Genomic DNA, 13,115 nt, shown 5'->3' with positions numbered 1-13,115 from the left:
AATTGCCGTAATTGCCGATATTTTCTATCTGTGCGATAATAAAGACGGACTTTTTGCGGAATACGGTTTCACGGTCAACCTGCTCGAGGAGGAGTGGACATGGCTGTCGTGCTGATCCTCGTCCTGATTGTCGTCGGCTCTGTGCTGTTCCATGTGCTGAGCCCATGGTGGTGGACGCCGATCGCGTCCAACTGGACCTATATCGACAGCACCCTCGTCATCACCTTCTGGATCACCGGCATCGTCTTCGTGGCGGTGGTCTCCTTCATGGCCTATTGCGTCTACCGCTTTCGCCACAAGCCGGGCAACCGGGCGCATTACGAACCTGAAAACCGCAGGCTGGAGGTGATCCTCGCCTCGGGAACGGCGGTCGGCGTTGCCGCTATGCTGGCGCCCGGCCTCATCGTCTGGAACCAGTTCATCACTGTGCCCGCCGATGCCGCCTCGGTCGAGGTCGTCAGCCAGCAATGGCTCTGGAGCTTCCGCTTGCCGGGAGCGGACGGAAAACTCGGTCGCGCCGAGACACGCGACGTCACGGCCGAGAACCCGCTCGGCCTCGACAAGAACGACGCAAGCGGCCTCGACGACATCATCATTGAAGGCGGCGAACTGCATCTGCCGATCGGCAAGCCGGTGCACATATTGCTGCGCTCGATCGACGTGCTCCATGATTTCTACGTGCCGGAATTTCGTGCCAAGATGGACATGATCCCCGGCATGGTCACCTATTTCTGGTTGACTCCGACGCGGACCGGGACCTTCGAGATCCTCTGCGCCGAACTCTGCGGCGTCGGCCATCCGCAAATGCGCGGCACTGTCGTGGTCGATAACGACGCGGACTACCAGACCTGGCTCGGGCAGCAACAGACATTCACCCAGCTGACGGCGTCATCGGGAGAGCTGCCACCGGCAAACTGACGCGGCGAAGCGGTCGTAGGCTGGTTCAGGAAACCCCCAGCGATCACAGACCGCTGGAAGGAAGGGAAGAGAGATCATGGTCGAGATTCCATCCGGCAGCATCCCCTCCGCCGAAGTCGAGGATGTCGAACTTTATCATCCGCACAGCTGGTGGACGAAATATGTGTTCAGCCAGGATGCCAAGATCATCGCCGTGCAATATTCGTTGACCGCGATCTCGATCGGCCTGGTGGCGCTGGTGCTCTCCTGGCTGATGCGCATTCAGCTCGCCTTTCCCGGCGCTCTCTCTTTCATCGATGCCGATCATTATTACCAGTTCATCACCATGCACGGCATGATCATGGTGATCTATCTCTTGACCGCGCTCTTCCTCGGCGGCTTCGGCAATTACCTCATTCCGCTAATGGTCGGCGCGCGCGACATGGTCTTCCCCTACGCGAACATGCTGAGCTACTGGATCTACCTGCTTGCTGTGTTGATCCTCGCCGCCGGTTTCTTCGCGCCCGGCGGCCCGACGGGCGCCGGCTGGACGCTCTATCCCCCGCAGTCGGTTCTGTCAGGCACGCCGGGCGGCAAGGACTGGGGCATCCTGCTGATGTTGATTTCGCTGATCGTCTTCATCATCGGCTTCACCATGGGTGGGCTGAATTATGTGGTAACGGTGCTGCAGGGCCGCGCGCGGGGGATGACGCTGATGCGGATGCCGCTCACCGTCTGGGGCATCTTCACCGCGACTGTGATGGCGCTCTTGGCCTTTCCGGCCCTCTTCGTCGCCTGCGTCATGATGCTCTTCGACCGCCTGCTCGGCACCAGCTTTTTCATGCCTGCGATCGTCGAGATGGGCACGCAGCTGCAGCACGGCGGCGGCAGCCCGATCCTCTTCCAGCATTTGTTCTGGTTCTTCGGCCATCCCGAGGTCTATATCGTCGCGCTGCCGGCCTTCGGCATCGTCTCGGACCTGATCAGCACGCATGCACGCAAGAACATCTTCGGCTACCGCATGATGGTCTGGGCGATTGTCATCATCGGGGGCTTAAGCTTCGTCGTCTGGGCGCACCACATGTATGTCAGCGGCATGCACCCGGCCTTCGGCTTCTTCTTCGCCACCACGACGCTGATCATCGCCATTCCGACGGCGATTAAGGTCTACAACTGGGTGCTGACGCTCTGGCGCGGCGATATCCACCTGACGCTGCCGATGCTCTTTGCGCTCGCCTTCATCGTCACCTTCGTCAATGGCGGGCTGACCGGCCTCTTCCTCGGCAATGTCGTCGTCGACGTGCCGCTGTCGGATACGATGTTTGTCGTGGCCCACTTCCACATGGTCATGGGGGTGGCACCCATCCTCGTCATCTTCGGGGCGATCTATCATTGGTATCCCAAAGTGACGGGACGCATGCTGGACGAGACGCTCGGCCAGATCCATTTCTGGATCACCTTCCTCGGCACCTATGCGATCTTCTTTCCGATGCATTATCTCGGTCTGCTCGGTGTGCCGCGCCGTTACTTCGAGATGGGAGAAACCGCCTTCGTTCCGCCTTCGGCCCACACGCTCAACATCTTCATCACTGTCATGGCGCTGATCGTCGGGGCAGGGCAGATGGTTTTCCTGTTCAATCTCGCCTGGAGCCTTTTCCGGGGCAGGGAGGCAGGCGGCAATCCGTGGCGGGCAACGACGCTGGAATGGCAGACTCCCCAGACACCACCGGCGCACGGCAACTGGGGCAAGGATCTGCCTGTCGTCTACCGCTGGGCCTATGATTACAGTGTGCCGGGGGCGGCGGAGGATTTCATTCCGCAGAATGTGCCGGCAACGGGCGGCGTCACTCGCGAGGGCCCGACATGAGCGTGGTGCTGATCTTTCTGGCCGCCATCGCCGCCATCATGATCTGGTGGCTCTCCGGGCAGCGGCTGACGTCCAAGCCCTGGCTGGAGACCGGCTCGGTGCAGATGCCGGTTCATGCCGGCAGTGAGCGGCGGCCGGTGCCGGCAGTGAAGATCGGCCTCTTCGTCTTTCTCGGCGTCGTCGGCGCGCTCTTCAGCCTTGCCGTCAGCGCCTATTTCATGCGTGCAGCGTCGGCCGACTGGTGGGGGATGCCGGTTCCGCGCCTGCTCTGGGTCAACACCGCGGCCCTTGCGCTTAGCAGCGCTGCGCTGCAATGGGCCAAACGCGAAGCGCAGCACGGCCGCATGGAAGCGTTGCGGCCGGCGCTCGCTGCTGCCCTTGCCCTTGCCATCTTCTTCGTCGCCGGGCAGATCCAGGCATGGCGGGAGCTGACGGCCGCCGGCTATGTGCTAGCCGACAACCCCGCCAACAGCTTCTTTTACATGCTGACCGGGCTGCACGGCCTGCACATTCTCGGTGGGCTTGCTGTACTCGCGCACACGACGGCCAAGGCCTTCGCAGCCGATATCGCACCGGAGAGGCTGAGCCTCAGCGTCGATCTCTCGGCCATCTATTCGCATTTCATGCTCGCCGTCTGGCTGCTGCTCTTCGCGCTCTTTGCCGGCTGGGCCAATGATTTTGTCGATCTCTGCCGCACGTTGATTAGCTAGGGGGTGCAGATGGCACAGACTATCGAGACACACGGCGGGGCTGACCTCAGGCCGGCGGGCCTTCGCGGTGTCGCGGCCGATTTCAGCTCGGATCAGCGGGCCTTCAAGACCGCCTCCTGGGGCAAGGCGATGATGTGGATCTTTCTCTTGAGCGACACCTTCGTCTTCGGCTGCTTCCTGATCGCCTATATGACCGCCCGCATGTCGACGCCCGTTCCCTGGCCCAATCCGAGCGAGGTCTTCGCGCTCCACATCGGCGGCCAGGACGTGCCGCTAATCCTGATCGCGATCATGACCTTCGTGCTGATCTCGAGCAGCGGCACGATGGCGATGGCGGTCAATTTCGGCTATCGCCGCGACCGCCGCGTAACCGCGATCCTGATGCTGCTGACAGCACTTCTCGGCGCAACCTTCGTCAGCATGCAGGCCTTCGAATGGACGAAGCTGATCACCGAAGGCGTGCGCCCCTGGGAGAACCCATGGGGGGCGGCGCAATTCGGATCGACCTTCTTCATGATCACAGGCTTTCACGGCACCCATGTCACGATCGGCGTCATCTTCCTCCTGATCATCGCCCGCAAGGTCTGGCGGGGCGATTTCGACGTGGAACGCCGCGGCTTCTTCACCAGTCGGAAGGGCCGCTACGAGGCCGTCGAGATCATGGGCCTCTACTGGCACTTCGTCGACCTGGTCTGGGTCTTCATCTTCGCATTCTTTTATCTGTGGTGAGGTCGTCATGAGCGAGACAACGGCGCATGCAGAAGTCCAAACAACGCACGCACAGGCACATACCGGACAGCAGCACCCGATCGGGCTCTACTTCTTCGTCTGGGGCCTGCTCTTCGTGCTCAGCGCCTTTTCCTACATGGTCGATTACCTCGGCATCCACGGCTATCTCAGATGGACGCTGATCCTCCTGTTCATGATGCTGAAGGCCGGTCTCATCGTCGCCGTCTTCATGCACATGGCCTGGGAGCGCCTGGCGCTCGTCTATGCCATCCTGCTGCCGCCGCTGCTGGTGCTGGTCTTCGTGGCACTGATGGTATCGGAAGCGGACTACACGATTTTCACCCGGCTCGCCTTCTTCGGAGCTACGCCCTAGATAGCGTTTCTGGGGAGAAGATTCTGTATGGCTGAGATCTTATTGTTCCATCATGCGCAGGGGTTGACGCCAGGCGTGCGCGCCTTTGCCGATGCCTTGCGGGCCGGCGGCCACATCGTGCATACGCCCGATCTCTTCGAGGGACGTACATTCCCCAGCATCGACGAGGGGCTTGCCTATATCGGTGAGATCGGATTCGAGGCCATGAGGGAACGCGGTGTCCGCGTCGCTGACGACCTGCCTCTAGGACTTGTCTATGCCGGGTTTTCATTCGGAGTGCTGCCGGCACAAAAGCTGGCGCAGACGCGGCCCGGAGCGCGCGGGGCTCTGCTCTTCTACTCCTGCCTGCCGATCAGTGGCGAATGGGCCATCGGACCCTGGCCGAACGGCGTCGCGGTCCAGATCCATGGTATGGACAACGACCCGATTTTCGCAGGCGAGGGCGACATCGACGCCGCTCGCGAGATCGTGGAGAAGGTCGAGGACGCGGAACTTTTCCTCTATCCCGGCGATCAGCACTACTTCGCCGACAGCTCGCTGCCGTCCTATGATGCGGACGCGACCGCGCTGCTGACCACGCGCGTGCTTGCTTTCCTGGATCGCACGGCGACCAGCCGATCCACGCGATGACGATATTGCCTTCAAGGCCCGGTTGACGGGAAATCGAGCCGCCAAGCAGTCTTAGCACCCCGCAGCGTGAAGCGTCTCTCGCGCGGCACCGGCTGCACCCTCGTGCCGATAGCCGCGACGCAACTTCCGGCCGGCCATGCGCTCATAGGCAATCGCGGCCTCCTCGGCCGTATCGAACAGTTCCACTCTCAGCCGGCCCTCGGTCCCAATCCGGCCCCAGTTGCGCAGGAGAGAACTGCCTCCGAACAATGTTGGTTGGATCGACAGGCGATAGAAGCGCGCCATGTTCCGAGACGGATCAATCCGGTAGAGCAGCATGATGTCGGCTTTTGCATCCATAGCCGATGATGCGCGCTCATCATTTTGCCGTCCAACGAGTTTCCTGAATCGTTCGCGGCGGATCGATTCACGTCGCTGATGCGTCGGGCTCAGATGGCTGAATGAGGATCGTCGCTGTACAGGTAGACCGGATAATCGGGACCGATGACGTCCCGCACGCGATCGAACCACGCGGCAACGGCCGGATAATCGGTTACAACGAAGCCGCAATCCGCTGCCCGGTGGGCGTAGGCGTAAACCGCCAAGTCCGCGATCGAAAACTCCTCGCCAACCAGATAAGGCGTGTCCTTCAACCCGCGTTCCAGTGCGGCAAGGGCACGCAGACCGGCGGCACGTTTGGCTTCGACCATAGCTGCGTTGAGTTCGAGGCGCCCTGTCAACGTCCAGAAGCGCAGCGTGCCGATGACCGGCTCGACGTGATACTGTTCGAAGAACAGCCACTGCATGACCTTGGCACGTTGATAGCGATCAGCCGGCAGCAACCGGGTGCCCTCGGCCAGATAAGCGAGGATTGCATTGGACTCGGCGATCGTCCGCCCATCCTCCAGTTCCAAGACGGGAACGCCTCCTGCCGGATTGAGAGCGAAAAAGGCATCGGTGCGGGCTTCACCCTCGAAAATCGATAGCAAGCGGACTTGATACGGAATGTCTAGCAGCCCGAACAGGACCCTGGCCTTCCAGCCATTCTGCGACGGGAGATAATCGTAAAGCGTGAGCATGAATTCCTCCTTTGACGGCGAATTGATTCTGCACGCTGGTCCGGCATCTGCCACCCGATTTCTGCGCGGAGGCCTGCATGGCGGCCGCGCTGCCGGCGGATCCCGGATATCCTCCATAGGGCCGCCTCTGTCAGGAACAAATTATCCCCGAAACTACTTTCCATCCAGCCACTCCTGCAACTCGGCTTCGGCCCGCTCCAGAGCGCTGTAGTTCAGGAGTTTGCGCAGGAAGGCGACGGTCACGGCGCGGGCGCGGAGATTGAAGCGGCCGTCTTCGTGGTCGTCGCCGGCGCTCTGGTAGACATCCAGCTTGTCATAGAGCTGCTGCAGGCGGTTCTGTACGCTGCGCAGCGATAGGCCCCGGCGCTTGGCGATCGCCCGGTCGGTGAGGCCGAGCGCGATATCGACGAGGATCTCGTATTCGGAATCGGTGAAACCGTTCGTTTGGCCGAGGCTCTTCTGCTGCAGGCCTCGCACTTCACGGTCGATGACGCACTGGCTCTCGATGAAGATCGAGCGCAGCGCAAGCTTCAGCCGCTCGTCGGAAGCGGATTTCAGCACATAGCCATAGGCCGCGCCATCCGGCACGATGCGCGAGACGCCGCGCACATAGGCCTCGTCCGAATAGTTCGACCAGAACAGGATGCGTGTCTCCGGCCGCTCCTTCCAGATCGTGCGCGCCGCCTCGATGCCGTTGCGGTTCGCCATCTGCAGGTCCATGACGATATGGGCCGACTTGTGATCGCGGGCGAGTTTCTCGCCGACGGTGCCGTTCTCCGCCTCGATCACCGTGTCGCATTCGGGCAGCGCCGCGTTGACGGCCTCGTGCAGATAGGACCGGTGCAGCGGGTCGTCCTCGACGATCAGAACCTTCATTGCGCCTCTCTCCTCAGTTCGGCCCGCTCGCCGGGTCATTCGGGCCAAGCGGCAGCACGACGCGCACCGCAGTTCCGCGATTGTTGTGGCCTAGCCCGGTCGTGAAGCGCGCCGAAATCAGCCGTGCCCGGGTCTTCATATTGTCGATGCCGCCGCCGATCCGTCCGCGCGCTTTGGCGAGCCCGGTGCCGTCGTCGGAGATTTCGATCGACAGCCGCTCGTCGTCGGCCTCGAGCCGCACCGTGACGGCAAGCGGAGCGGCATGGCGCACCGCATTGTTGATCGCTTCCTGGGCGATGCGAAACAGCGCGACGCTGACGGTCGGTTCCAATTGCTCCAGTGCGCCGTGCGTCTCGTCGACAAGGCCCCATTCGATGGCCGATCCCGTGTCGCGGGTCGATCGGTCGAGATGATGTTCGATCGCCTGGGCGAGGCCGAAGAGCTGGAGCACGGAGGGTTTTGCCTGTTCGATGATCTGCCGCAGATCCTGCATGCAATGCTGCAGGGAGCGGGAGAGCGGCTCCAGCGCCTCGGGTGCCACCTCGCCGTTGCGCGACAGCCGATCAATCCGGCGGGCGAGCCGCGTCAGGTCTGCCAGTGTCTGGTCGTGAAGGTCCATGCCGATTCGCTGACGTTCCTGTTCCAGTGCTTCGGTCAGCTTCAGCGCGCCTTGCCGCAACCCCTCCTCGCGGGCGCGAGCTTCCGCCTCGACGATCGCCGAGCGTTGCGCCTGCTCGGCAGCCTGCAATGCGTAGAAATAGGGCGTCAGCAGGTCGGCTATGATCCGGGCGCGTTCGATATCCTCCATCGTATAGACGCCCGCCGTTTGCGACGAACAGGAGAGTGCGGCGATGATCGTGCCCTGCACCTTCATCGGCACATGCAAACGGCTCCTCAGCGACTGTTCGACGATCGGCCGCTTGAACGCGCCCTCGAAGTGGAAGCGCGGATCCGTCATGGCGTCGTCCGCCAGCATAAACTCCACCTCGCCCCAGAGCAGCGAACGGATGGGACTGTTGACAACAGGTGCGCCGGCAATCTCGCCCCAGGCGGTCTCGATACCTGTCTCGTAAGCCGTGTGGTAGTTGCCGCCTTCGAGCAGCACGCAGACATCGAGATGGTCGTGGGGGATGATATGGGCGACCTCGGCCGCAACGGAACGAATGGCCGAGCGGAAGTCGAGCTGGCCCGCGAGCAGCCGGGAAATGCCGAGATAGTGGTCGAACATGGCTGCGGGTGCGAGATGCAGCATCGTCAGTTCCTCCCATAGATGGCAGCGGGCTCCTCAACCCGCCGCGATCTCTTCCCAGTAAGCGCCGTGGAAGCGCCGCCGTCTTGCGTAAACCCGCAGCTTGTTGCGCAAAACCCGCAAACGACTTGCCGCCTTGCCCCTGTACAGGCCAATCGATCTCCCGCATCCTGCCCTTACTGAGAGGAGGAAGCTCAGTGCAAGAACAATTTTCACTCGAGCCCAATTGGGCCAGGCAGGAGTGAAGCGATCGCCGACCGGCGATCATGAGGGAGGAAGACATGACAATCCGTAAGATGCTTCTGGCATCGGCCGCTATTGCTTGCGCCGCGATGCCCGTTTCCGCCTTTGCCGATACGTCGGCCAAGAAAATCGCCCTTTCCAACAATTATGCCGGCAACTCGTGGCGCCAAGCCATGCTGACGAGCTGGGGCAAGGTGACGGGCGAAGCGGTCAAGGCCGGCGTCGTTGCCGCGGCCGACCCTTTCACCACCGCCGAGAACCAGGCGACGGAGCAGGCGGCGCAGATCCAGAACATGATCTTGCAGGGCTATGACGCGATCGTGCTGAACGCCGCTTCGCCGACGGCGCTGAACGGCGCGGTCAAGGAAGCCTGCGACGCCGGCATCACCGTGGTGTCCTTCGACGGCATCGTGACCGAACCCTGCGCCTGGCGCATTGCCGTCAACTTCAAGGAAATGGGCCGCAGCGAAGTGGAGTACCTGTCGAAGAAACTCCCGCAGGGCGGCAACCTGCTCGAGATCCGCGGTCTGGCCGGTGTCTTCGTCGATGACGAGATTTCGGCGGGCATTCACGACGGCGTCAAGCAGTTCCCGCAGTTCAAGGTCGTCGGCTCCGTTCATGGCGACTGGGCGCAGGACGTGGCGCAGAAGGCGGTTGCCGGCATCCTGCCGAGCCTGCCCGACATTGTCGGCGTGGTGACGCAGGGCGGCGACGGTTACGGCGCCGCGCAGGCGATTGCCGCGACCGACCGGAAAATGCCGACCATCATCATGGGCAACCGCGAAGACGAACTGAAGTGGTGGAAGGAGCAGAAGGACGGCAAGGGCTACGAGACCATGTCCGTGTCGATCGCGCCCGGCGTCTCCACGCTCGCCTTCTGGGTCGCCCAGCAGATCCTCGACGGCAAGCAGGTCAAGAAGGACCTCGTCGTGCCGTTCCTGCGCATCGACCAGGACAATCTCGAAACCAACCTCGCCAATACCCAGGCCGGCGGCGTCGCCAACGTGGAATACACGCAGGCTGATGCAATCAAGGTCATCGAGTCGGCAAAGTAAATCTCCCGGCGACTGCCGCGCGGCCGCAAATGGCCGCGCGGCATTCTTTGAGAAGCAGATGTGGCGGGCAGCATGGATGAGGTTTTGAAGGCGGTGATCGCCGTTGATGGCGCCAAGGTCAATTTTGGCGCGGTCAGGGCGCTCGACGGCGTCACGCTCCGCGTCATGCCGGGCGAATGCGTCGGCCTCGTTGGCCACAATGGCGCCGGCAAATCCACGATTGTCAGCGTCATCAATGGCGGCCTCACGCCCCATGAAGGAAGCGTGGCAAGCGACGGCGAGCGGCTGGAGCGCTACGGCATCAACGCCGCGCGCGCCCGCGGCGTGCGCTGCGTCTTCCAGGAACTTTCGCTCTGCCCCAACCTCTCGATCGTCGAGAACACCCGCATCATGCACCGCGATCTCGGCGGCTTCGGCTGGCGCAGACGCGCTGCAAAAATCATCGAGAAGAGCCTCGACACGGTCTTTCCCGGCCATGGGATCGACAGCGGCCGGGCTGTCGGCGATCTTTCGATCGCCGAACGGCAGATGGTCGAGATATCAATGGCCTTTTCCGATGCCGGTATCGCGCCGCGGCTGGTGATCCTCGACGAACCCACGTCGTCGCTCGACGCAAGCCTCGCCCGCCAGATGCTCGATCATGTCCGCCGCTTTATCGCCACCGGCGGCTCCGTCATCTTCATTTCGCATATCCTGCACGAAATCCTCGAAACCTCCGACCGCATCGTCGTCATGAAGGACGGCCGCGTCGTCGCCGAGCGCCCGGCGCATGGTTTCGACCATCATGGTCTCGTGGAAGCCATGGGCACCGTCGCGAGGGAAGAGGGCGGGCAGCGCTCGGCGCGCGAACAATCCACCGCGCCGCTTATCCTGTCGCATCAGGCGAAAGGCCTTGCCTTTGCGGCGCGCAAGGGCGAGATCGTCGGACTGGCGGGGTTGGCCGGCCACGGGCAGACCGAACTGCTGCTCGCGCTGCATGCCGCCCAATCGGGCAACTGGCTGCCTGAACGCGATCCGCTCGTTACTTTCGTCGCTGGCGACCGTCGCCTCAACGGCGTCTTCGAGCTGTGGAGCATCCTGCGCAACTTCTCCATCGCCTCGCTTGGCGATCTGTCGCGGCGCGGCCTCATCCTCGCAGACGAGGAAGAGACGAGAGGCGCCGACTGGAAGCGGCGGATCGAAATCCGCACACCCGATATGGGCAACCGTATCCTGTCGCTTTCCGGCGGCAACCAGCAGAAGGTGCTTTTTGCGCGCGCCCTTGCGACGCGCGCGCCTGTCGTCCTGATGGACGATCCGATGCGCGGCGTCGACGTCGGGACAAAGCAGGAGGTCTACGCCATCATCCGCGAGGAGGCAGCGCGCGGCCGCACCTTCATCTGGTATTCGACTGAAATGGACGAGGTCCGCCTCTGCGACCGCGTCTACGTCTTCCGCGAAGGCCGTATCAAGGCCGAACTCGCCGGCGACGCGGTCAACGAGAAGAATATCATCGCCGCCTCCTTCGAAGGGGTCGCAGCATAATGTTCCGGCTTTCGTCCGATGCCATGCGCCTCGCCATTCCCGCCTTGTCGCTGACGCTGCTGCTCGCCGCCGTCTTCTGGATGCAGCCGCGCGCCGTGAGCTATGTAGGGCTCAACCTGCTGTTCAACCTGGCTGTACCCATCGCGCTTGCCACGATCGCCCAGATGCTGGTGATGGCGGTGAACGATCTCGATCTCTCGATGGGCACCTTCGTCAGCTTCGTCGCCTGCGTCACCGCGACCTTTCTGCGCGATGCCCCCGTGACCGGCGTCCTGATCCTTGCCGGCGCGATCGCGACCTATGCGGCGCTCGGCGTCATCATCCATCTGCGCAATCTGCCGTCCATCGTCGTGACCCTCGGCATGAGTTTCGTCTGGGGCGGCCTCGCCGTGCTGCTTCTGCCGGCACCTGGCGGCCAAGCGCCGGATTGGGTGCGCTGGCTGATGACCGTCAAGCCGCCGCTGGCGCCGATGGCGATCGTCGCCAGCATCGCCATCGCCGTCGTCGCCGATCTTCTCGTCATGCGGTCCTCGCTCGGCGTGCTGATCCGCGGCATCGGCGGCAATCAGCGCTCGGTCGAGCGCGCCGGCTGGTCGATCGTCGCGGCGCGCGCCAGCGCCTATGGTCTTGCCGGCCTCTTCGCCGTGCTCGCCGGCGTCGCCCTCGTCGGCCTGACCACCTCGGCCGATGCCAATATCGCCCTGCGCTACACGCTTTTGTCCATCGCCGGCGTGATCCTCGGCGGCGGCGAGTTCATCGGCGGCCGCGTCTCACCGATCGGCGCCGTCATCGGCGCGCTGACGCTGACCCTTGCCGGCTCGTTCCTGTCCTTCCTGCGCATCTCGCCCGACTGGCAGATCGGGGCTCAGGGCGCGATCCTGATCATCGTGCTGGCGCTCCGCCTGATGCTGAACCGCCTGGAGAAGCAGGAGAAACGCCGATGACCCCATTGCTCCGCCTGTTCTCCAAGCCCTGGATCTGGTCGTGGCTTGCCGCGTTCGTCGTCTGGTTCCTGACGATCATGGTGACGCTCGGGGCGAGCACGCTCGGCCTGTCGCAAGCAGCACTCACCTTCGCCGCCTTCTCGGTCATCGTCGGCATCGGCCAGATGTTCGTCATCACGCTCGGTCCCGGCAATATCGATCTGTCGGTTCCCGCCACCATGACGCTTGCCGGCACGGTGGCGCTGAAGCTGATGAATGTCGAAAACGGCTTGATCCTGCCCGGTCTTCTCGTCGCCCTCGTCATCGGCCTGGTCGTCGGCCTCTGCAACTATGCGCTCATCAAGGCGCTGCGCATTCCGCCGATCATCGCGACACTTTCAACGAGCTTCATCGTGCAATCCGCCGCGATCTGGACGAACCGGGGATTGCGCATCAAGCCTCCGAGCGTGCTGGCGGAATTCACCACGTCGAATACGCTCGGCGTACCCAACGTGGCGATCGTCGCACTCCTCGTCTCGCTGCTGGCCTGGTTCCTGCTCGAGAAGACGATCTACGGGCGCTGGATCTCGGCGATCGGCCAAAGCATGCCGGCCGCGCGCATGGCCGGCATTCCGGTCGACGGCACGCGCTTCGTCACCTATCTCTTCTGCGCCGTGCTGGCATCGGTCGCCGGTTATCTGCTCGCCTGTTTCTCCGGCGGCGCGGCGCTCAACATGGGCTCGGAATATCTCCTGATGTCGATCGCCGTCGTGGTGATCGGCGGCACGGCGGTCGCCGGTGGCGATTCCAACGTGCCGGGCATCTGGGGCGCATCGCTCTTCATGTTCCTGGTCGTGTCCATGCTCAACACCTACGGGGTCGGCGCGGGTATCCGCCTGATCATGACCGGCCTCATCATCATCAGCGTCATCATGCTCGCCGGCGGTCGCCGGGCCGACATGCGATAATCGGGAAGAACGC

At 62.9% G+C, this 13,115-nt stretch carries 14 protein-coding genes; 10 read left to right on the top strand and 4 right to left on the bottom strand.

From position 1 onward, the window contains the following. Positions 1 to 99: 99 nt before the first annotated feature. From EFQ99_RS22440 to EFQ99_RS22415, 6 genes are all read left to right on the top strand, one after another. Positions 100 to 918, top strand: coding sequence for a cytochrome c oxidase subunit II (locus tag EFQ99_RS22440; RefSeq protein ID WP_126923422.1), 819 nt, complete (start codon positions 100 to 102; stop codon positions 916 to 918). A gap of 76 nt (positions 919 to 994) precedes the next feature. Further along, positions 995 to 2,764 carry a cytochrome c oxidase subunit I gene (gene ctaD / locus EFQ99_RS22435; protein ID WP_126923421.1) on the top strand — a complete coding sequence of 590 codons (1,770 nt, stop codon included), beginning with the start codon at positions 995 to 997 and terminating at the stop codon, positions 2,762 to 2,764. Further along, a complete protein-coding gene (locus EFQ99_RS22430; protein ID WP_126923420.1) occupies positions 2,761 to 3,474 on the top strand; it encodes a cytochrome c oxidase subunit 3 in 714 nt (237 codons plus the stop codon). Before ctaD ends, EFQ99_RS22430 begins: the two co-directional genes overlap by 4 nt. 9 nt (positions 3,475 to 3,483) lie before the next feature. Then, positions 3,484 to 4,203 carry a heme-copper oxidase subunit III family protein gene (locus EFQ99_RS22425; RefSeq protein ID WP_126923419.1) on the top strand — a complete coding sequence of 240 codons (720 nt, stop codon included), beginning with the start codon at positions 3,484 to 3,486 and terminating at the stop codon, positions 4,201 to 4,203. Between the two features lie 7 nt (positions 4,204 to 4,210). Continuing rightward, the gene (locus EFQ99_RS22420; protein WP_126923418.1) at positions 4,211 to 4,576 is read left to right on the top strand and encodes a cytochrome C oxidase subunit IV family protein; all 366 of its coding nucleotides are present in this window, start codon (positions 4,211 to 4,213) and stop codon (positions 4,574 to 4,576) included. Between the two features lie 27 nt (positions 4,577 to 4,603). Then, positions 4,604 to 5,206, top strand: a complete 603-nt coding sequence (locus EFQ99_RS22415; RefSeq protein ID WP_126923417.1) for a dienelactone hydrolase family protein — start codon at positions 4,604 to 4,606, stop codon at positions 5,204 to 5,206. A 51-nt stretch (positions 5,207 to 5,257) separates the two neighbouring features. Here the strand turns inward: EFQ99_RS22415 and EFQ99_RS22410 are convergent, their stop codons facing one another. From EFQ99_RS22410 to EFQ99_RS22395, 4 genes are all read right to left on the bottom strand, one after another. Continuing rightward, entirely contained in the window at positions 5,258 to 5,545 is a 288-nt protein-coding gene (locus tag EFQ99_RS22410) for a WGR domain-containing protein (RefSeq protein ID WP_126923416.1), read from the bottom strand. Positions 5,546 to 5,634: 89 nt separating this feature from the next. Further along, a complete protein-coding gene (locus EFQ99_RS22405) occupies positions 5,635 to 6,264 on the bottom strand; it encodes a glutathione S-transferase family protein (RefSeq protein WP_126923415.1) in 630 nt (209 codons plus the stop codon). Between the two features lie 153 nt (positions 6,265 to 6,417). Next, positions 6,418 to 7,140: a response regulator transcription factor gene (locus tag EFQ99_RS22400; protein WP_008536437.1), complete on the bottom strand. Its 723-nt coding sequence runs from the start codon at positions 7,138 to 7,140 to the stop codon at positions 6,418 to 6,420. A 13-nt stretch (positions 7,141 to 7,153) separates the two neighbouring features. Beyond that, positions 7,154 to 8,392: a GAF domain-containing sensor histidine kinase gene (locus EFQ99_RS22395; protein WP_126923414.1), complete on the bottom strand. Its 1,239-nt coding sequence runs from the start codon at positions 8,390 to 8,392 to the stop codon at positions 7,154 to 7,156. Between the two features lie 278 nt (positions 8,393 to 8,670). Here EFQ99_RS22395 and EFQ99_RS22390 point away from each other — a divergent pair, with 278 nt between their 5' ends. The 4 genes from EFQ99_RS22390 to EFQ99_RS22375 all read left to right on the top strand — a co-directional run bounded on the left by EFQ99_RS22390 (position 8,671) and on the right by EFQ99_RS22375 (position 13,102). Next, positions 8,671 to 9,687 carry an ABC transporter substrate-binding protein gene (locus tag EFQ99_RS22390; protein WP_008536440.1) on the top strand — a complete coding sequence of 339 codons (1,017 nt, stop codon included), beginning with the start codon at positions 8,671 to 8,673 and terminating at the stop codon, positions 9,685 to 9,687. A gap of 72 nt (positions 9,688 to 9,759) precedes the next feature. Continuing rightward, positions 9,760 to 11,211: a sugar ABC transporter ATP-binding protein gene (locus tag EFQ99_RS22385; RefSeq protein WP_126923413.1), complete on the top strand. Its 1,452-nt coding sequence runs from the start codon at positions 9,760 to 9,762 to the stop codon at positions 11,209 to 11,211. After that, positions 11,208 to 12,155, top strand: a complete 948-nt coding sequence (locus tag EFQ99_RS22380; RefSeq protein ID WP_126923412.1) for an ABC transporter permease — start codon at positions 11,208 to 11,210, stop codon at positions 12,153 to 12,155. Before EFQ99_RS22385 ends, EFQ99_RS22380 begins: the two co-directional genes overlap by 4 nt. Continuing rightward, complete coding sequence (locus EFQ99_RS22375) at positions 12,152 to 13,102, top strand: ABC transporter permease (protein WP_126923411.1); 951 nt, start codon at positions 12,152 to 12,154, stop codon at positions 13,100 to 13,102. The genes EFQ99_RS22380 and EFQ99_RS22375 overlap by 4 nt, the downstream gene beginning before the upstream one ends. The last annotated feature ends 13 nt before the right edge of the window (positions 13,103 to 13,115 follow it).

This window comes from Rhizobium vallis (assembly GCF_003985155.1).
Classification (GTDB): Bacteria; Pseudomonadota; Alphaproteobacteria; order Rhizobiales; family Rhizobiaceae; genus Rhizobium; species Rhizobium vallis.
Note: the sequence above shows the minus strand (reverse complement) of the source record. Positions and strands in the feature narration are given on the sequence as shown.

Coding starts and splice junctions, on each gene's coding strand:
- EFQ99_RS22440 (WP_126923422.1), top strand. CDS start 100: ATGGCTGTCGTGCTGATCCTCGTCCTGATTGTCGTCGGCTCTGTGCTG.
- ctaD (WP_126923421.1), top strand. CDS start 995: ATGGTCGAGATTCCATCCGGCAGCATCCCCTCCGCCGAAGTCGAGGAT.
- EFQ99_RS22430 (WP_126923420.1), top strand. CDS start 2,761: ATGAGCGTGGTGCTGATCTTTCTGGCCGCCATCGCCGCCATCATGATC.
- EFQ99_RS22425 (WP_126923419.1), top strand. CDS start 3,484: ATGGCACAGACTATCGAGACACACGGCGGGGCTGACCTCAGGCCGGCG.
- EFQ99_RS22420 (WP_126923418.1), top strand. CDS start 4,211: ATGAGCGAGACAACGGCGCATGCAGAAGTCCAAACAACGCACGCACAG.
- EFQ99_RS22415 (WP_126923417.1), top strand. CDS start 4,604: ATGGCTGAGATCTTATTGTTCCATCATGCGCAGGGGTTGACGCCAGGC.
- EFQ99_RS22410 (WP_126923416.1), bottom strand. CDS start 5,545: ATGGATGCAAAAGCCGACATCATGCTGCTCTACCGGATTGATCCGTCT.
- EFQ99_RS22405 (WP_126923415.1), bottom strand. CDS start 6,264: ATGCTCACGCTTTACGATTATCTCCCGTCGCAGAATGGCTGGAAGGCC.
- EFQ99_RS22400 (WP_008536437.1), bottom strand. CDS start 7,140: ATGAAGGTTCTGATCGTCGAGGACGACCCGCTGCACCGGTCCTATCTG.
- EFQ99_RS22395 (WP_126923414.1), bottom strand. CDS start 8,392: ATGCTGCATCTCGCACCCGCAGCCATGTTCGACCACTATCTCGGCATT.
- EFQ99_RS22390 (WP_008536440.1), top strand. CDS start 8,671: ATGACAATCCGTAAGATGCTTCTGGCATCGGCCGCTATTGCTTGCGCC.
- EFQ99_RS22385 (WP_126923413.1), top strand. CDS start 9,760: ATGGATGAGGTTTTGAAGGCGGTGATCGCCGTTGATGGCGCCAAGGTC.
- EFQ99_RS22375 (WP_126923411.1), top strand. CDS start 12,152: ATGACCCCATTGCTCCGCCTGTTCTCCAAGCCCTGGATCTGGTCGTGG.